This is a genomic window from Amycolatopsis sp. NPDC034160 (assembly GCF_055575355.1).
On the sequence record NZ_JBVISU010000007.1, the window covers coordinates 55,708 to 73,561 of the forward strand.

18 protein-coding genes are annotated in these 17,854 nt (G+C 69.8%); 13 read left to right on the plus strand and 5 right to left on the minus strand.

All coding sequences use genetic code 11. The features are described from left to right. Positions 1-93 precede the first annotated feature (93 nt). Together rmuC and ACZ54P_RS16615 are read left to right on the plus strand one after the other, a co-directional pair. On the plus strand, positions 94-1,008 hold the full coding sequence (rmuC, locus tag ACZ54P_RS16610) for a DNA recombination protein RmuC (RefSeq protein ID WP_465462396.1): 915 nt from the start codon (positions 94-96) through the stop codon (positions 1,006-1,008). Positions 1,009-1,256: 248 nt separating this feature from the next. Next, positions 1,257-2,117: a DUF6542 domain-containing protein gene (locus tag ACZ54P_RS16615; RefSeq protein ID WP_465462397.1), complete on the plus strand. Its 861-nt coding sequence runs from the start codon at positions 1,257-1,259 to the stop codon at positions 2,115-2,117. 91 nt (positions 2,118-2,208) lie between these two features. Here the strand turns inward: ACZ54P_RS16615 and ACZ54P_RS16620 are convergent, their stop codons facing one another. Next, positions 2,209-3,222 (minus strand): 4-hydroxy-3-methylbut-2-enyl diphosphate reductase, encoded by a 1,014-nt coding sequence (locus ACZ54P_RS16620; protein WP_465462398.1) that lies wholly within the window; start codon positions 3,220-3,222, stop codon positions 2,209-2,211. Between the two features lie 151 nt (positions 3,223-3,373). Between ACZ54P_RS16620 and ACZ54P_RS16625 the strand changes: the two genes are divergently transcribed. From ACZ54P_RS16625 to ACZ54P_RS16650, 6 genes are all read left to right on the plus strand, one after another. After that, a complete protein-coding gene (locus ACZ54P_RS16625) occupies positions 3,374-4,030 on the plus strand; it encodes a lipid droplet-associated protein (RefSeq protein WP_465462399.1) in 657 nt (218 codons plus the stop codon). After that, entirely contained in the window at positions 4,027-5,292 is a 1,266-nt protein-coding gene (xseA, locus tag ACZ54P_RS16630; protein ID WP_465462400.1) for an exodeoxyribonuclease VII large subunit, read from the plus strand. Before ACZ54P_RS16625 ends, xseA begins: the two co-directional genes overlap by 4 nt. Next, positions 5,289-5,690, plus strand: a complete 402-nt coding sequence (locus ACZ54P_RS16635) for a hypothetical protein (protein WP_465462401.1) — start codon at positions 5,289-5,291, stop codon at positions 5,688-5,690. Before xseA ends, ACZ54P_RS16635 begins: the two co-directional genes overlap by 4 nt. Then, a complete protein-coding gene (locus ACZ54P_RS16640; RefSeq protein ID WP_005168141.1) occupies positions 5,687-5,920 on the plus strand; it encodes an exodeoxyribonuclease VII small subunit in 234 nt (77 codons plus the stop codon). The genes ACZ54P_RS16635 and ACZ54P_RS16640 overlap by 4 nt, the downstream gene beginning before the upstream one ends. 86 nt (positions 5,921-6,006) lie before the next feature. Next, positions 6,007-7,077, plus strand: a complete 1,071-nt coding sequence (gene glpX, locus ACZ54P_RS16645; RefSeq protein ID WP_465462402.1) for a class II fructose-bisphosphatase — start codon at positions 6,007-6,009, stop codon at positions 7,075-7,077. A gap of 9 nt (positions 7,078-7,086) precedes the next feature. Then, entirely contained in the window at positions 7,087-7,866 is a 780-nt protein-coding gene (locus tag ACZ54P_RS16650; protein WP_465462403.1) for a S1 family peptidase, read from the plus strand. A 31-nt stretch (positions 7,867-7,897) separates the two neighbouring features. On the opposite strand, the gene ACZ54P_RS16655 is transcribed toward ACZ54P_RS16650, so the two are convergent. Continuing rightward, positions 7,898-8,887, minus strand: coding sequence for an NAD(P)/FAD-dependent oxidoreductase (locus ACZ54P_RS16655; RefSeq protein WP_465462404.1), 990 nt, complete (start codon positions 8,885-8,887; stop codon positions 7,898-7,900). A gap of 113 nt (positions 8,888-9,000) precedes the next feature. Between ACZ54P_RS16655 and ACZ54P_RS16660 the strand changes: the two genes are divergently transcribed. Further along, entirely contained in the window at positions 9,001-10,398 is a 1,398-nt protein-coding gene (locus ACZ54P_RS16660) for a class II fumarate hydratase (RefSeq protein WP_465462405.1), read from the plus strand. 49 nt (positions 10,399-10,447) lie between these two features. On the opposite strand, the gene ACZ54P_RS16665 is transcribed toward ACZ54P_RS16660, so the two are convergent. Then, the gene (locus ACZ54P_RS16665; protein WP_465462406.1) at positions 10,448-11,365 is read right to left on the minus strand and encodes a DMT family transporter; all 918 of its coding nucleotides are present in this window, start codon (positions 11,363-11,365) and stop codon (positions 10,448-10,450) included. A gap of 109 nt (positions 11,366-11,474) precedes the next feature. On the opposite strand from ACZ54P_RS16665, the gene ACZ54P_RS16670 reads away from it, so the two are divergent. From ACZ54P_RS16670 to ACZ54P_RS16685, 4 genes are all read left to right on the plus strand, one after another. After that, positions 11,475-12,233 (plus strand): hypothetical protein, encoded by a 759-nt coding sequence (locus tag ACZ54P_RS16670; protein WP_465462407.1) that lies wholly within the window; start codon positions 11,475-11,477, stop codon positions 12,231-12,233. Between the two features lie 61 nt (positions 12,234-12,294). Beyond that, on the plus strand, positions 12,295-13,137 hold the full coding sequence (locus ACZ54P_RS16675) for a helix-turn-helix transcriptional regulator (RefSeq protein ID WP_465462408.1): 843 nt from the start codon (positions 12,295-12,297) through the stop codon (positions 13,135-13,137). A 592-nt stretch (positions 13,138-13,729) separates the two neighbouring features. Beyond that, entirely contained in the window at positions 13,730-15,247 is a 1,518-nt protein-coding gene (locus ACZ54P_RS16680) for an ATP-dependent DNA ligase (RefSeq protein WP_465462409.1), read from the plus strand. Between the two features lie 145 nt (positions 15,248-15,392). Further along, positions 15,393-16,106 (plus strand): Pr6Pr family membrane protein, encoded by a 714-nt coding sequence (locus tag ACZ54P_RS16685; protein WP_465462410.1) that lies wholly within the window; start codon positions 15,393-15,395, stop codon positions 16,104-16,106. Here the strand turns inward: ACZ54P_RS16685 and ACZ54P_RS16690 are convergent. Together ACZ54P_RS16690 and ACZ54P_RS16695 are read right to left on the minus strand one after the other, a co-directional pair. Next, positions 16,050-17,279 carry an NADH:flavin oxidoreductase/NADH oxidase family protein gene (locus ACZ54P_RS16690; RefSeq protein WP_465462411.1) on the minus strand — a complete coding sequence of 410 codons (1,230 nt, stop codon included), beginning with the start codon at positions 17,277-17,279 and terminating at the stop codon, positions 16,050-16,052. The two genes, ACZ54P_RS16685 and ACZ54P_RS16690, sit on opposite strands and share 57 nt — an antisense overlap. 74 nt (positions 17,280-17,353) lie before the next feature. Next, a complete protein-coding gene (locus ACZ54P_RS16695; RefSeq protein ID WP_465462412.1) occupies positions 17,354-17,827 on the minus strand; it encodes a DUF309 domain-containing protein in 474 nt (157 codons plus the stop codon). Between the last annotated feature and the right edge of the window lie 27 nt (positions 17,828-17,854).

A 17,854-nucleotide genomic window follows, 5' to 3' on the forward strand; every position in this document is an offset into this window, starting at 1 on the left:
CAGGTCAGATACGGAGCGCGACCGCGCCGCTCCGGTTTTGTCGGTGGGTTCCGCCATGATGTCCCCCGACTCGGATCGGGAGGGGAGGTACCGGTGGCGACGGTGATCACCACCGCGGCCGTCGTGCTCGCGTTGCTGCTGCTCGTGGCCGTCGCGCTGCTGTGGCGGCTGTACAACGACGGCATGCGGCGGGCGGACGCGGCGGCGAAACTGGTCGCCGCCGAACGGTCCAAGCTGGATCAGCAGCAACTCGCGCTGCGCCGGTACGAAGTGGCGTTCGCCTCGATCAGCGGCCGCGGTGAACTGGGCGAGCAGGTCCTCCTGGAGACCGCCCGCGCGCTCGGTCTTCGCGAGGAACTGCACTTCACCCTGCAAACGGACCTGGCGGGCGGCGGCGCGGCGAAACCGGACATGGTGCTTCGGGTGGGCGGCGGCCGGACGGTGCCGGTCGACGCGAAGGCGAGCATGGCCTGCTGGGCCGAAGCGGTCGAGACCGATGACCCCGAAGAACGGTTGGACGCGTTGCGCGTCCATGTCCGGCAACTGCGGTCACGGGCGGCCGAACTGGCGGGCAAGGGCTACCAGCGCTGGGCCGACGCGATCTACGGGACGATCATGTTCGTCCCCTCCGACGCGGCCGTGGTGGCCGCGCTGGACACCGATCCGGAACTGCTGCGCTGGATGCTGGACAGGCGGGTCTTCCTCTGCGGGCCGACCGGGTTCGCCGTGCTGGCGTCCGCCGCGCTGTTCGCCGCGACCGAGCGGGCGCTGGTCGAGGACGTCGAGCAGGTCCGCGCCGGCGCCGCGGCCGCGCACCGGGCCGCGGGCAACGCGATCGACGCGCTGAACCTGTCGAGCACCCATCTGCAACGCTTCATCTCGGCCCGGCGGCGGGAAATGGAGGCGCTCGAGAGCTTCCGGAGCACGGTCTCCCCACTGACGGACGCGGCGGGCAGCCCGGCGCAGGTGCCGCTCATCAGGAAGGCCGACGAACTTCCCGCCTCGTGAGTGGTAATGACGGTTCTAACCGTCATTACCACTCACGAGACCCGACCCCAGCGAACCCGCATCACCTGCGGTTTCCGGAATCGGAGGCTCCGTTTCGCCCTGATTGACAACCTTGTCGCACCCTTACGCGTACTACCTCCAGGAAGAGCCCGGGCTGTCCGTCCGGGTGGTCCGGAATGACCACTACCAGGCGATAGACATACCGCCTGTTGGCGGTATGTCCGCAGCTTGGATATACGGTGGGGCCTGTGACCGCGATTCGCGATCGCCAGAGCGATCCTGATGCCGACGACGTCCCCGTTGCCTGGGACGAGCGTCCGCTCGTCGGCGCCAGGCGCGGGCTGCCCTGGTGGGCGGCCGTCCTGGTGGGCTTCGGGCTCGCCATTCTTGGCGCCTTCGTCGACATGATGCTGCAGAAGGACCTGGGCCTGCTGTTCAAGGCGTGCTACGCGCTCGGCGCGGTGGCCGCCGTGGTGGCCGTCCAGCGCCGCGGGCTGTTCGGCCCGATGGTGCAGCCGCCCCTGGTCCTCGCCGTGACCGTCCCGGGGGTCATCCTCCTGACCTCGGACGGCAGCAAGGGCACCGATCTGCTCTCCAGAGCCGTCGACGTCGGCGGCCCGCTGATCAACGGTTTCCCGACGATGGCCATCACCACCGGCGTCACCTTGGCGATCGGGATCTTCCGGATCTACCGCGAACGCGATCCCGACGCCCCGGTGAAGCTGAAAGCCAACGCGAAGCCGGCACGCCGCGACGAGGCCAAGCCTTCGGTAAAGCCCGCCGCCGCGGGCCGTCCGGCCTCCCGGACCGGCCAGACACCGCCTCCGCCGTCGCGCCGTGGTGGACCGCGGGACGACGCGCCGCCGCGCCGCCGTCCTGTCGACGACGAACGCCGTCCTCGCCGCGACGCCGAGCCCGGCGTCCGCAAACCGCCGCCACCGGGACGTCAGCCCCGGCGGCCACGTCCGCCGGAGGACGGCGAGCCCCGTCGCCGCGAACCGCGTGCCGACGGCGCTCCCGGCGCCCCGCGCCGCCGTCCCCCGCGTGCGGACGATCCGCGCCGCGGTGGTCAGCCGCCTCGCCGTCGCCCATGGGATGACGAGCGCTGAAGCAAGGGACCTTTGCTCTCGCCTGAGCCTCTGACCAGTGAAAAGGGCCGCCCGAGGAATCCTCGGGCGGCCCTTTTCGCGTAGCCGGGTGTCAGGCCTTCGCGGCCTTACGCAGCTCGTGCGGCAGCGCGAACGCGATCTTCTCGTTCGCCGTGGTGACCTCGTCGACGTTGTCCCAGCCGCGCTCGGCCAGCCACGCCAGCAGGTCCATGACCAGCACCTCCGGCACCGAAGCGCCGCTGGTGACACCGATGGTCTCGACGCCTTCGAGCCACGCTTCGTCGACCTCGTGCGCGAAGTCGACCAGGTGCGACGCGCGCGCCCCCGCCTTCAGCGCGACCTCGACCAGCCGCTTCGAATTGGACGAGTTCGTCGAGCCGACCACCAGCACCAGGTCGCACTCGGCGGCCATCGCCTTGACCGCGACCTGACGGTTCGTGGTGGCGTAGCAGATGTCGTCGCTGGGCGGGTCGGCCAGACCCGGGAACTTGTCCCGCAACTGGTCGACGCGCTCCATGGTCTCGTCGACCGAAAGGGTGGTCTGTGAAAGCCAGATGACCTTCGAGGGATCGCGGACCTCGACCTTGTCGACGTCCTCGGCGGTGTCGACCAGCTGCACCTTGTCGGGTGCTTCGCCGGCGGTGCCCTCGACCTCTTCGTGGCCTTCGTGGCCGATCAGCAGGATGTCGTAGTCGTCCTTCGCGAACCGGTTGACCTCCTTGTGCACCTTCGTCACGAGGGGGCAGGTCGCGTCGATGGTCCGCAGGTTGCGCTCGGCCGCCTCGGCGTGGACCGCGGGCGAGACGCCGTGCGCGGAGAACACCACCAGCTCGCCTTCCGGCACCTCGGAGGTCTCGTCGACGAAGATCACCCCCCGTTCGCGCAGGGTGTCCACGACGTGCCGGTTGTGCACGATCTCCTTGCGCACGTACACCGGCGCACCGTAGAGCTCGAGTGCCTTTTCGACGGCGATGACCGCGCGGTCGACACCGGCGCAGTAGCCGCGAGGCTTCGCGAGCAGGACACGTTTGCCACCTGCCGGCACACCGGACTCGGTGATCGTCGGACTGCCGGCGGGCGTGATTCCGGGACTCGCAGAACTCATGCCCCCAGGGTACGGGCTGTCCCCGGGGCACCTCGCACTCACGTTCAGGTGACCTGCGAACCCCTCGAAAGTATGTGCGGGGCATCACGTCCGGTGAGCCGACCCACCCGTTCGGTTGGGCAGGATGGACGAGATACGGCAGGCTAGACGTATGAAGCCTCTCCCGCTCCCCCTCCGGGTCGCCGCGGGCCTCGCCGTCACCACCGCCGAGCGGGTTCGCGAACTACCCAAGCAGCTCACCGGGCTCCCCGTCACGGTGGTCAGCCAGGTGCTCCAGTTCTCCATGCGCGTCCAGCAGCACGTCACCGAACTCGCGATCAAGGGCGACGACGCGCTGTCGGGCCTTCGCCCGGTCGAAGACGCCCCCAGTTGGGCCACCTTCGACGAAGATCTCCCGCCCGACGTGAACGAGCGCCGCTACGAACGCGACTCGTGCGTGGTCCCGTTGCGCGAGGAGGCCGAGGTCCCCGAGCCGCGGGCCGAGTCGAACGGGCACCTCCGCGACCTCGAACAGCTCGCCGAAGACCCGTGGGCCGAGGAGGAGCGCGCGCTCGCCGAGGACCACGCCGACGGCGAATTCGACAGCGCGAAGGCGCCCGTGACCTCCGGTCCTGCCGGGCTGGACGACTACGACACGCTCACCCTGCCGCAGCTGCGGGCCCGGCTGCGCCGGTTCGATCTGACACAGCTGGAAGAGCTGCTGACCTACGAACGCGCGAACGCCGACCGGCCGTCGTTCGTCGGCATGCTCGCGCGCCGCATCGGAAATGTGAAGAAGGCCGACGGCGACGGCGCGGAAGGCCAGTGAGCGCCGAACCCACCACCGCGGGGGCGGGTCCCTCCACCACCGCCGAAAACCCGTGGCCGGTCCGCACGGTCGCCCGCAAGGTCGGCGAGTGGATCAACCGGCTCGGCGCGGTCTGGGTGGAAGGTCAGGTCACCCAGATCTCGGCCCGCCAAGGCACCAACACCGCCTTCCTGACGCTGCGCGACCCGTCCGCGGACGTCTCGATGTCGGTGACCTGCCCGATGGGCCTGCTCCGCACGATCGAACCGCCGCTGCGTGAGGGCGCGAGCGTCGTGGTGCACGCGAAGCCGACCTTCTTCATGAACCGCGGTTCACTGAGCCTGCGCGCCAACGAGATCCGCGCGGTCGGCATCGGTGAACTGCTCGCGCGGATCGAGCGGCTGCGACGGCTGCTGGCCGCCGAAGGTCTGTTCGCCCCCGAGCGCAAACGCAAGATCCCGTTCCTGCCGAGGGGAATCGGCTTGATCACCGGCCGCGCGTCGGCGGCGGAGCGCGATGTGCTGGTCAACGCGCAGGCGCGCTGGCCGCATGTCGCCTTCAAGGTGATCAACACCGCCGTGCAGGGGTCGCTGGCCGTTCCGCAGATCCTCCAGGCACTGTCCAAACTGGACCGTGACCCGGACATCGACGTCATCGTGATCGCCCGTGGCGGCGGCAGCGTGGAAGACCTCCTGCCGTTCTCCGACGAGGCACTGTGCCGCGCCGTGTCCGCGGCCGGGACCCCGGTCGTCAGCGCCATCGGGCACGAGCCGGACACCCCGCTGCTCGACCACGTCGCCGACCTCCGCTGCTCGACGCCGACCGACGCCAGCAAGCGGATCGTGCCCGACGTCCGCGAGGAGACCCAGCGGGTCCACCAGATGCGCGACCGCGGTCGCCGCGCCCTGCACGGCTGGGTGGACACCCAGGTCAGACTGCTGAACCAGATGCGCAGCCGTCCCGTGCTCGCCGACCCGCTCGGCCCGATCCAGCGGCGGTCCGACGACGTGGAGATCCACCGCGAACGCGGACGTCGCGCGATGCTCACCCTGCTCGCCAAGGACCAGGCGGAGATCGCCAGCGCCCGCGCGCGGCTGACCGCGCTCGGCCCGGCGGCGACCCTCGAACGCGGCTACGCGGTGGTCCAGTACACCGACGCCGAAGGCAACCTCCAGGTACTCCGGTCCGTCTCCGAAGTCGCGGACGGCGCGAAACTGCGCGTCCGCGTGGTCGACGGCGCGCTCGGCGCCGTCGTCGCGTCCGAGGCGGAGGAGAAGCGTTGACGGCGAGTTTCCTGCCTTTGACCCTCGACGCCGCGAAGCGTGCCGATGCCCCCGAGGTGTTGCGCCAGGCGCTCCTGACCGACCGCGCGGCCGGCGAATGCTGGACGGTGCTGCTGGCGGGCTGCGAGCTGTCGACCAAACGGGATCTCGACGCCCGGTTGCGCAAGCTGTCGGAGGCCACGGCCGAGCACGTCGGCACCCGTTGGTGGTTCGCGGAGGGGGCCGGGCACCGCAAACGGGTGGCGCGGGCCCAGGAAAACCTCGTCGCGGCGATCGCGGAGGGTGACGGACAGGAGTTCGCGCTCGCCTTCGTGGGTTACGACAACGCCATGGCCGGCGCGGTAGTCTGCGCGGGTATCGGCAAGCACCGACGTCCGGTAGAAGGAAGCACAGCGTGAGCAAACCCGGTGGCGAGACCGCCGAACTCGGCTACGAGCAGGCCCGCGACAGACTGGTCGAGGTCGTCCGCGAGCTCGAAGCGGGCGGGCTGTCCTTGGAGCAGTCGCTCGCCCTGTGGGAGAAGGGCGAGCAGCTGGCGAAGGTCTGCGAACACCACCTCGAGGGTGCGCGCGAGCGGATCGAGGCCGCGCTGTCGTCCGTGGAAGAGGAGACCGGCAACGGTCAGTGACGTTCACCATGCTCTCCGAGTCGCCGATGCATGGCGGGTATCTGAGAGACTGGGACCCCGCCGAGTTCCCTGACCCGGGAGGCCTCATGCCCACCCCCACCTCGTCCGCCGGCTCTTCTCGACGCCCTGAAGCGCCTGACCGCAACCTCGCGATGGAGCTGGTCCGCGTGACCGAAGCCGCCGCGATGGCCGCGGGCCGCTGGGTGGGGCGCGGGGACAAGATCGGCGGTGACGGCGCCGCCGTGGACGCGATGCGCCAGCTCGTCTCGACCGTGTCGATGCGCGGTGTCGTCGTCATCGGCGAGGGCGAGAAGGACGAAGCCCCGATGCTGTTCAACGGGGAAGAGGTCGGCAACGGCGACGGGCCGGACTGCGACGTCGCGGTCGACCCGGTCGACGGGACGACCCTGATGGCCAAGGGCATGCCGAACGCGCTGGCCGTGCTCGCGGTCGCCGAACGCGGCGCGATGTTCGACCCGTCCGCGGTCTTCTACATGGAGAAGCTCGCCGTCGGCCCGGACGCCGCCGGAAAGGTCGACCTGGCCGCCCCGGTCGCGGAGAACATCCGCCGGGTCGCGAAGGCCAAGAAGTCCAGCGTTTCCGACGTCACCGTGTGCATCCTCGACCGGCCGCGCCACGAGCGGCTGATCAAGGAGGTCCGCGACGCGGGCGCCCGGATCCGCTTCATCTCCGACGGCGACGTCGCCGGCGCGATCGCCGCGGCTCGGCCGACCACCGGCGTCGACATGCTGCTCGGTATCGGCGGTACCCCCGAAGGCATCATCGCGGCCTGCGCGATGAAGTGCCTCGGCGGCGAACTGCAGGGCCGCCTGTGGCCGAAGGACGACGCCGAGCGCGAGAAGGCACTGGCCGCGGGCCACGACCTCGACCGCGTGCTCGGCAACGACGACCTCGTCCGCGGCGACAACGTGTTCTTCTGCGCCACCGGCGTCACCGACGGCGACCTGCTGCGCGGCGTGCACTACCGCGCCGGCGGCGCGACGACCCAGTCGATCGTGATGCGGTCGAAGTCCGGCACGGTCCGGATGATCGACGGCTACCACCGGCTGACCAAGCTCCGCTCGTACTCGTCCGTCAACTTCGACGGCCACCTCGACGACTCGCTGGAAGACGACGTCGTACCCCCGCTCCCCTAAGGAGAATCCGTGCTGAAGCGCGTGCTCGTGGCCCTGCTGGCGGCGATGGTCTTGACGCCGGTCGGGCAGGCCACGGGCGCGGGCGACCTCATCGGCGGCAGAGAGGCCGACGAGCCGTATTCGTTCATCGTGTCGCTGCATTCGGCCTCCGGTAAGGCTTTCTGCGCCGGGGCGCTGATCACGGCGGACTGGCTGGTGACCGCGGGGCACTGTGTCGAGGGCAAGAGCGCCGCGACGCTGAGCGCGCGGATCGGCAGCAACGACAACACCTCGGGCGGCGAGATCGCGAAACCCGCCGAGATCATCGTGAACCCGTCCTACAACCCGGTGCCCGAACACGCGGGCGGCGATCTCGCTCTGGTGCGGCTGGCCGCACCGGTACAGTCGGCCCCGATCTCGATCGGCGCGACCGTGGCGCCGGGGACGCCGACGCGGCTGCTCGGCTGGGGCCAGACGTGCCCGACTTCGGGTTGCGGCAAGGGCACGGCGAAGCTGCTGCAACTGGACACGACCATCGTCGAAGGCGTGCGCTGCACCGCCAAGTTCGACGGCGCCGTCGAACTGTGCACCGACAATCCCGGTGGGAAGTCGGGTTCGTGCTACGGCGATTCCGGCGGGCCGGAGATCGCCAAGGTCGACGGGAAGTGGGTCCTGCTGGGCACGATCAGCCGTCCGGGTAACGCCGATCCGGTCTGCGCGACCTCGCCGTCGATCGCGACCTCGGTGGTGGCTTACGCGCAGTGGATCGCGGAGAAGATCACGCCGCATACGCCCGCTCCGCCTGCTTGACGCGCTATGAAAGGACCTTTCCTGGCACGCGCTACTCCGCGTTGCTCGAATGACCGGGGAACAGATGCGCGTCCGGGTCCAGCAGCACCGCGATGTTGTTGACCGCCGTCGCCGCCTCGCCGAAGCCGGTCGCGATCAGTTTGACCTTCCCGGGATACGCCGCGACGTCTCCGGCCGCGTAGACCCGCTCCCGCGGGGTCGCCATGGTCGAGTCGACGGCGATCGCGCGGTGGTCGATCCGCAGCCCCCAGCTTTCGATCGGCCCCAGATCCGCGGTGAAGCCGAGCGCGGCCACCACCGCATCGGCGGGCAGCACCTCGGGTTCGGCGTCTTTGACCTGGACCTCGACCTCCGCCAGCGCGCCGTCGCGGTCGAGGAACCGGGTGACTTCGGCGTCGGTGATGATCCGCACGCCGAGTTCCCGCACCTGCCGCACAATCGACTCGGCCGCGCGGAACCGTGCGCGCCGGTGCACGAGGGTGACGCTCGCGGCGACCGGATGCAGGGCCAGCACCCAATCGAAAGCCGAGTCCCCGCCACCGACGACGACCACGTGCTGGCCGGCGTGTGCCTGCAGCGACGGCACGAAATGGACCATCCCGCGGCCGTGCCAACCCTCCCCGGCCGGCAGCGGACGCGGGGTGAACTCGCCGATCCCGGCGGTGATCAGCACCGCCCCGGCGCGCAGGACCTGTCCGCCGTCGAGGGTGATGGTGACGCCGTCTTCGACGCTTTCGAGTTTCTCCGCCTTGCGCCCCAGCAGATACGTGGGCTTCCACGGCGCGGCCTGGTCGAGCAGGCCCTGCACCAGGTCCCGGCCCCGGATCTCCGCGAAGCCGCCTACGTCGTAGATCATCTTTTCGGGGTACATGGCGGTGACCTGTCCGCCCGCCTCCGGCAGCGAATCCACGACGGCCATCGAAAGGCCGCGGAATCCCGCGTAGTAGGCGGCGAACAAACCCGTCGGACCTGCCCCGATGATGACGAGGTCGTACGACGTTTCCCCAGCGGACTCGCTCATTCGGCACTCTCCCGGCCAGTGGTGGGCGGCGTGATCGAGAACACAATCGATCCTAGACCTCGCGTGCCGAAAGACACGGAGCGCTCCAGGTGTCCCTGCGCGAAACTTGAGGCATGGCTGAACAGGAATACCGGATCGAACACGACACCATGGGCGAGGTGCGCGTCCCTGTCGACGCCCTCTACCGCGCGCAGACGCAGCGCGCCGTCGAGAACTTCCCGATCTCCGGCCGTGGCCTGGAGCGGGCGCAGATCCGCGCGCTCGGCCTGCTGAAGGCCGCGGCCGCGCGGGTCAACGCGAAACTCGGCGTGCTGGACGCCGACGTCGCCGAGGCCATCGCGAAGGCCGCCGACGAGGTCGCCGCGGGCGAGCACGACGCGCATTTCCCGATCGACGTGTTCCAGACCGGTTCCGGGACTTCGTCGAACATGAACGCCAACGAGGTCATCGCGACGCTCGCGTCGAGGGCGCTCGGCCGCGACGTGCACCCGAACGACCACGTCAACGCGTCGCAGTCCTCGAACGACACCTTCCCGACGACGATCCACGTCGCCGCGACGGAAGCCGTGCTGTCCGACGTCATCCCGGCGCTGGAGTACCTGGCCGCGGCGATCGAGACGCGGGCGGCCGAGTGGGCGGACATCGTGAAGTCCGGCCGTACGCACCTGATGGACGCCGTTCCGATCACCTTCGGCCAGGAAGCCGGCGCGTGGGCGTCGCAGGTCCGGTTCGGTGTCGAGCGGCTGCGTTCTGGTCTGCCTCGACTCGGTGAACTGCCGATCGGCGGTACCGCGGTCGGTTCCGGGCTGAACGCGCCGGAAGGTTTCGGCGCGTCTGTAGCGCAGGAACTGGCTTCGGTCACCGGCCTCCCGCTGACGGAGGCGCGGGACCACTTCGAGGCGCAGGCGACGCAGGACAGCGTCGTCGAGACCTCCGGTCATCTGCGCACGGTCGCGGTGTCGCTGAACAAGATCGCCAACGACCTGCGCTGGCTGGGTTCCGGCCCGCGCACCGGTCTCGCCGAACTCGCGCTGCCGGATCTGCAGCCGGGCTCCTCGATCATGCCGGGCAAGGTGAACCCGGTGATCCCGGAGGCGACACTGCAGGTGGTCGCCCAGGTGATCGGGAACGACGCGGCGGTCGCCTTCGCCGGCGCGGCGGGCAACTTCCAGCTCAACGTGAATCTGCCGGTGATCGCGCGCAACGTGCTCGAATCGGCGCGGCTGCTCGCCGCGGTTTCGCGATTGCTGGCGGACAAGGTGTTCGCGGGGGTGACGGTGAACGCCGACCGCGCGCGGGAGTACGCCGAGGGTTCGCCGTCGATCGTGACGCCGCTCAACAAATACATCGGTTACGAAGAGGCCGCCGCCATCGCGAAGCAGGCCCTCAAGGAGCTGAAGACGATCCGCGAGGTCGTGATCGAACGCGGTCACGTCGCGAACGGCAAACTGACCGAAGCGCAGCTGGACGAAGCACTCGACGTGCTCCGCATGGCGCGCGGAGGCCGCTGAGCGCCGGATCGGGCCGTCGTGGGGCTTCTCTCTCGACGGCCCGACTCGATCACTTCACCCTGACCTCCTGAAGCACTTCGACCTCGACCGCGCCGGGCTCGGCGAGCTTGCGGCGGCGCAGGCCGATCACGACGCCCGAGGACACCAGCGCGACCCCGATCACTTGCGAGAAGCGGAAGTCCTGCATGCCGAGCAGGAGCGAGACGGCGAGCCCGGACACCGGCATCAGCCCGACCAGCACCCCGGCCCGGTCCGCGCCCAGCGCGGAGACCGCCGAGTACCAAAGAAGAAACGCGATCGCGGTGACGACCACCGTCAGGTAGCCGAGCGCGATCAGTTCACGCCCGTCCGGCCACGCCCAGGCGCCGGACGGGTCGGCGATCGTGCCGACCACCGCGCCGCCAATACCCGCGGTGAAACAACCCCAGGTCGCGGTCGCCAACGGCCCGAGCCTCTCGAGCACGCCGACGGCGAGCAGCGTGAACAGGGCTTCGCACACCATCGCCAACGCCGCGAGCACCAGTCCTTGCCAGCGCGCCGCGCCGCCGCCGGACAGGACGGCGATCCCGAGGCCGGCGAGCACCGCCCCGGTCACCGGCGCCCACGACGGCCGTTTCCCGGTGGCCAGCGGGCCGGCGAGCGCGAGCACGAGCGGTGTGCCGCCGAGGAACGCCGCGACCAGGCCGGGCTCGGCGTAGCGCTGCGCGAACAGCAGGCACGCCTGGAACCCGATCATCCCGGTCGCCGCGAGGGCGAGCAGTGACGGCACGTCGCGCGCGCCGGGCAACGGCAACGGACGCCCGCTCAGCCGCGCCCACGCCAGCAGGAGGACTCCCGCCAGCGCGTAGCGCAGCGCCTGTCCGGTGATCACCGGGTAACCGTCGAGCATTCCCGTCACCGGCACGGACGCCCCGACGACCAGCACCCCCAGTACGCCGATCGTCACACTTCTTCGTTCGCTGTCCACGCCTCCACGATGTCGGCGGCTTGGCCCGAAGAACAGGGCCAGATCGGGCCCGAGCGAAAGGACCATAAATCGACGCAACCGAAACGGGGACGGTTTCCGTCTCCGCGGTATGCGCCTGGGGATCGTTTTCGTGTCGTTGTTCGCGCTGGTGGCCGCGTGTGGCGACGTTCCGTCGCCGCCGTCGGACCCGGGGACGTTGCTCTTGCGCGCCAAGACCTACGTCGGCATGCCAAGCCCCAAACCCGCGCTGCTCCCCGAATTCAGCCTCTACGGCGGTGGGCGGCTGCTCGTTCCCGGCGAACCCGAAGGAGCTCTCCAGACAATCCGCGAGAAGCGCCTGAACGACCGAACGGTGAGAAGCGTCTACAACGCGGCTCACGACACCGATCTCGATCGCGACGGATACATCCCCAACGACGACGCGATCGACGGATCTCTGCTCGTTTTCACGCTGTACGGCGGACACCAGGTCCGCGCCTCCACACCACAGCGTGATTCCGGCGGCAGACTGGAGGAACTCGCCGACTTCCAGGACGATCTCGCCGAGGTCGCGAAGGAGGCCGAGGTCGTCCCCGCGTCTTACCGGCCGAGCCGGATGGCCGCCATCGGCTGGGCGGCGGACCAGCAGCCCGAGAACGCCGATGTACGGCCGTGGCCCTTCGCGTCCTTCGCCGAAACTCAGCGTGTCGACGGCGGGCTCTGCGTCGTCCTCGAAGGAGAAGCCGTGCGCCAGGCCGAGAACCTGGCGAAGTCCGCTACCCGCGGGACCAGGTGGAGGACGGCGGAGACGACCTGGCTCGTCGTGTTTCGCCCGCTCCTTCCCGACGAGACGTCCTGCGCGGATCCGGTCGTGCCGCCGCAGAGCTAGGCTCCCGCCTGGGTCTGGCAGGACCAGGCACGCACCGGCCGCGTCCGGAATACTCGTGGACATGACCGACACGGCCGAACTGGGCGATTTCCTCAAGGCGCGCCGAGCCGCGCTGGACCCGGCGGACCTCGGTCTGCCGACCGGGTTCAACCAGCGGCGGGTCGCCGGACTGCGACGCGAGGAGCTGGCGCAGCTGGCCGGGATCAGCGTCGACTACTACACGCGGCTCGAACAGGGCCGGGCGCGCAACGTCTCCGATTCGGTCCTCGAATCGCTGAGCCGCGCGCTACGGCTGCACCGCGACGAGGAGACCTACCTCCGCAACCTGGCCACCCCGAAACGCAAAGGCGTCGCGCGGCCGCGGGCGCAGCGCGTCCGGCCGGAACTGCAGACGATGCTGAACGCGCTGCACTCCCCCGCGTTCGTCTTCGGCCGCTATCTGGACGTGCTGGCCTGGAATTCGCTCGGCGGGGCGCTGTCGTTCGACTTCGCCGCCTGCGCTCCCGGCGAGCGCAACATCCCGAAGATGTTCTTCCTCGACGAGAACGCGCGGGAAATGCATCCGGAATGGGAGACCGTGGCGAAGGAGGTCGTGGCGAACTTGCGGTCCGAGAGCGGGAAGTACCCGGACGACCCGTATCTCGCGCAGCTGGTCGGCGAACTTTCCCTGGGCAGCGAGGAGTTCCGGAAGCTGTGGGCGAAGCACACCGTGCGCGAGAAGGCGCACGCGTGGAAGATGATGATCAACCCGATCGTGGGGGAGCTCCGGCTGCGCTACGAGACACTGCGGCTGCCCGACGACCCCGACCAGGCACTGGTGATCTACACCGCCGAGCCCGGTTCCGACAGCGAGCGGGCGCTCAGTCTGCTCGCCAGCTGGGTCGCGGATCCCGCACACGCCTGAGGGATCGTGAGTGATCTAGGTCGTTCTATCGAACCCTCTTAGGTACCTACTCGTGGCGTGCGGCCTTGCTGGTGTGAAGTCCGTGATGGCCTCCTTCCCTACTCTCACGGTAGGGAAGGAGGCCTTCACGGAATGGGAAGGTGCGAAGGTCGAGTTTCCTCGGCTGAGCCGCGGAAAGGGGGCCTTCATGCGCCACTGTTGTAACTGCTGGTGCTTGTGGGGTCGTGAGTGTTTTGGGTCGTTCTAGCGAACCGTCTCTTAGGTACCTACTCGTGGCGTGCGGCCTTGCGTGAAGTACGTGATGGCCCCCTTCCTTGCGCCTGGCGCAAGGAAGGGGGCCATCATGTACTGGGGAAGGCGTGAAGGTCGAGTCTCCTCGGCTGAGCCGCGGGAAGGGGGCCTTCACGCACCGCTGTTGTAGCTGGTGGTGCTGCTGAGGCTCGTGATGGCCTTCCGGGCGGGTGAAGGGAACTGTGAGGGACTCACCCGCTGTAGGCACCTAAAACACCCTTGGCTCTGACGACCCAAAGCACTCACGACCCCGATCAGGCTTCAGCGCGAAACTGTCGGTGTCCGGGGTCATGATGGACGCATGTTGCTCACCGCGGTGGTGACCGCGTCGGCCGAACTGGCCGCCACGAGGTCCCGGAAGGCGAAGATCGCCACCCTGGCCGCGCTGCTGCGCGCCGCCGGTGAGCTGGAGCTGCCCGCCGTGGTCGCGTTCCTCACCGGACAGCCGACGCAGGGCCGGATAGGCACGGGCTGGCGGACGCTGGCCGAGTTGAACGCCACCCCGGCCGCCGATCCGTCGCTGACCGTGGCGGAGGTCGACACGGCGCTCGGCACGGTCGGGGCGGCGTCCGGGTCGGGAGCGGTGAAGCTGCGCGCGGAGACGTTGCGGGCGTTGTTCACCAAGATGACCAAGGCCGAGCAGGAGTTCCTGTTCCGCCTGCTCACCGGCGAGCTTCGACAGGGCGCGCTCGAAGGGATCATGGTCGACGCCATCGCGGCGGCGTCCGAGGTCCCGGTCGAGGACGTCCGGCGGGCGTTCATGTTGACCGGGCAGCTCCCGGTGACGGCGCTCGCGGCGATGGCAGGCGGGCAAGAGCGGCTGGCGGAGTTCAAGCTGGCGCTGGGCAGGCCCATCCGGCCGATGCTGGCCTCCCCCGCGGAGTCGCTGGACGAGGCGATCACCGAGCACGCCGAAGCCCTGGTCGAGTACAAGATGGACGGCGCGAGAATCCAGGTCCACCGCGACGGTGACGAGGTGCACGTCTACACCCGGACGCTGCGGGAGATCACCGGCAGCGTCGCCGAACTGGTCGAGCTCGTGCGTTCGCTGCCGTGTTCGTCGGTGGTCCTCGACGGCGAGACATTGGCGCTCACCGACGACGGCAGGCCGAGGCCGTTCCAGGAGACGATGAGCCGGTTCGGCAGCACCCGCGAGGAGCAGGTCAAGGCGTTGCTGCTGCGGCCGTACTTCTTCGACTGCCTGCATCTCGACGGTGTCGACCTGCTGGACGCGCCGCTGTCCGAGCGGAACGCCGCCCTGCGGAAGGTCGCCGGAGAGCACGTCATCCCCGGCGAGGTCGCGCCCGCGGCGGCCGAGGAGGTACTGGAAGCCGCGATGGCCGCCGGGCACGAGGGCGTGATGGTCAAGGATCTCGCGTCGCCGTACGCGGCGGGGCGCCGCGGGCGCGCGTGGCTCAAGGTGAAACCGGTGCATACGATCGACCTGGTCGTGCTGGCCGCGGAGTGGGGGCACGGCAGGCGCACCGGCACGCTGTCGAACCTGCATCTCGGAGCGCGCGACCCCGACGGCGGGCCCCCGATCATGGTCGGCAAGACGTTCAAGGGCATGACCGACGAACTGCTGGCCTGGCAGACGAAGACGTTCCAGGAGATCGAGACCCACCGCACCGACTGGACGGTGCACGTCCGGCCGGAAATCGTCGTCGAGATCGAACTCGACGGTGCCCAGGTGAGCACGCGGTATCCGGGCGGACTGGCGCTGCGGTTCGCGCGGGTCGTGCGGTACCGGCCCGACAAGGAGGCCGCCGACGCCGACACCATCGACACCGTGCGAGGCCTCCTCAAACCCGGCAATTAGTCCTCTACATGCGGTCCTTGCGCGTGCAATTACCGCATGTAGAGGACTAAACGCGTCAGTAGCAGCGGTCCGAAGAGCCCCGATCGAGTGGCGGCGTGCGCTGGTTACGGGACGTCCCCGCCCGGTCACCCATAAAGTAGACAGAATGCAGGCTTCCAACATCGCGCGTGCCTGGTTCGGCGCGACAGCGCTGGTGGTGATCGCCGGTCTCGCCGCCCAGATCCCGGTCTCGGCGGGCACGACGGGCGGCGCCTTCCAGACCCCGGCCGGGCGAGTGGCCAATCTGCTGGCCTTCTTCACCATCGACTCGAACATCCTGGTCGGCGTCGGCAGCCTGCTGCTCGCGCTGGGCGTCGCCGGCAAGTCGACACTGTCCGGGGTGCTGCGGCTCACCGGTCTGGTCGGCATCACCGTGACCGGCGTCGTCTTCCAGGTCGCGCTCGCCGACCTCTACGAACTGCACGGCTGGGCCGTGTTCGCCGACACGATGCTGCACAAGGTGTCACCCCTGATGTGCGTCGCGGGCTGGTTGCTGTTCGGGCCGCGCGGCCAGTTGTCGTGGCGGGCACTGTGGTGGTCGTTGCTGTACCCGCTGGGCTGGCTCGTGGTCACGCTGGTGCGCGGCGCGATGATCGGGTTCTACCCGTACCCGTTCGTCGACCCGGGTATCAACGGCTACGGCGGGGTCGCGTTCAACTGCGTGCTGATCGGCGTGCTGTTCACCGGGCTCGCGGCGGCCGCGGTCGGCTTCGACCGCACCTTCACCCGTCGCGACGACCGCGACGGGCTGCTCGACGACGAACTAGCCCCGGACCCGGCGGAAAGCGTTGAGCGGATCCGCGACGCCGGCGCGCACTAGCGTCCGCACCGCGCCGAGCCGCCGGTCGACCGGTTTCCCGGCGGCGACACGGTGCATCTGCTGGGTGTGCCATTGGATTTCGAGCAGGCTGTCGGCCAGGGAAAGGCCGGTCCTCGGGGCCTTGCGCTCGGCGCGGGCGTCCTCGCCACGCAACAGACGGCCGGGCAGGGCCGGGTCGACGATCAGCGGCCTGCCGAGTCCGATGACGTCCACCGCGCCGGAGCGCAGCGCGTCCGCCATCCCGCCCGGACTGGTGAAACCGCCGGTGACCATCAGCGCGGCGTCGGTGATTTGCCGCGCTTTCGCGGCGTAGTCGAGGAAGTAGGCCTCACGGCTGACCGTGCTCGCCCGGCCGGAGCCCATCATGGCCGTCTTCTCGTAGGTGCCGCCGGAGACCTCCAGCAGGTCGATGCCCGCTTCCCCCAGTTCGCGGACGACTTCGAGCGATTCCTCCTCGCTGAAGCCGCCACGCTGGAAGTCCGCGCTGTTGAGTTTGACCGCGATCGGCACGGCGTCGCCGACCTCGGCGCGCACACGGGCGACCACTTCGAGCAGGAACCGGCGCCGTCGCGGGGCGTCACCGCCCCATCCGTCGGTGCGCCGGTTGGTCAGCGGCGAGAGGAACTGGGAAACGAGGTAGCCGTGCGCGCCGTGGATCTGGACACCGGTGAACCCGGCGTCGACGACGGTGCGCGCGGCCACGCCGAAGCGCTCGATGATCGCTTCGATCTCGTCGCCGGTGAGCGCCCGCGGCGTGGCGAACACCGAGCGGATGCCGCGGTCGCCGAAGGGCACCGCGGACGGCGCGACCGGCTGCCGGGACAGGAACCGGGGACTCTGGCGGCCGGGGTGGTTGAGCTGGACCCACAGCCCGGTCTCGGTCCCGTCGGCCGACCGCGCCCACGACTTGAACTCCGTCGCGTCCGGCTCCCTCGGCACCGCGACGTTGCGCGGTTCGCCGAGCGCGGCAGGGTCGACCATGACGTTGCCGGTGATCAGCGTCCCGGCGCCGCCTCGCGACCACGTCCGGTACAGCTCGGCCAGTTCCGGGGTCGGCCGATTGCGGCGGTCCCCGAGCTGCTCGCTCAGCGCGGCCTTGGCCAGCCGGTTCGGCAGGAGCGCGCCGCACCGCAGCGTGAGCGGTTCGGCCAGCAGTTCCTCGGGCTCGCTCATCGCGCATCCTCCGGGCAGTTACCTACTGAGCAGTATCCCTACTCGAAGTAACATACTTGCGGTATGCCGCGTCCTCAAGGTCGGCCGAGCAGCCGGGGCGCGACCGGCTCCACCCTTGCCCGCGTCTTCACCTCATCGGCCATCGCCCGCGCCCAGGCCTGAAGCCCGGGGACGTCGATCCCGTGCGGCCGCGCCTCGCGGAACGGCTCGATGTTGACCGCGCCCCGCTCCAGCAGCGAGACCGCCCCGTTCCCGTTTCCCCTGGCCACGTGGGTCAGGCCGACAGCGAGCTGCGCGAGACCACGCCACAGCTCCCGGCCGGGTCCGTCGGTGGTCTTCCACGCGTCCTCGAATACTTCGTGCGCGTGAAACGGGCGCCCCGCGTCGAGCAGGCGCTGGGCCTCCGCGACGGTGTCCTCGGGGGTCCGTTCGATGCCCTCGGGCTGCCGTTCGACCCCGTCCGCGCCGTACGGGAGCGGCCTGCCGAGGCCGTCCCGTGGGCGGGCGTTGCGGGCTCGTCCGGCTTCGTCGCGGTCCCGGTCGGTCATGCCGCCAGTGTCCCACGCGGGTATCCT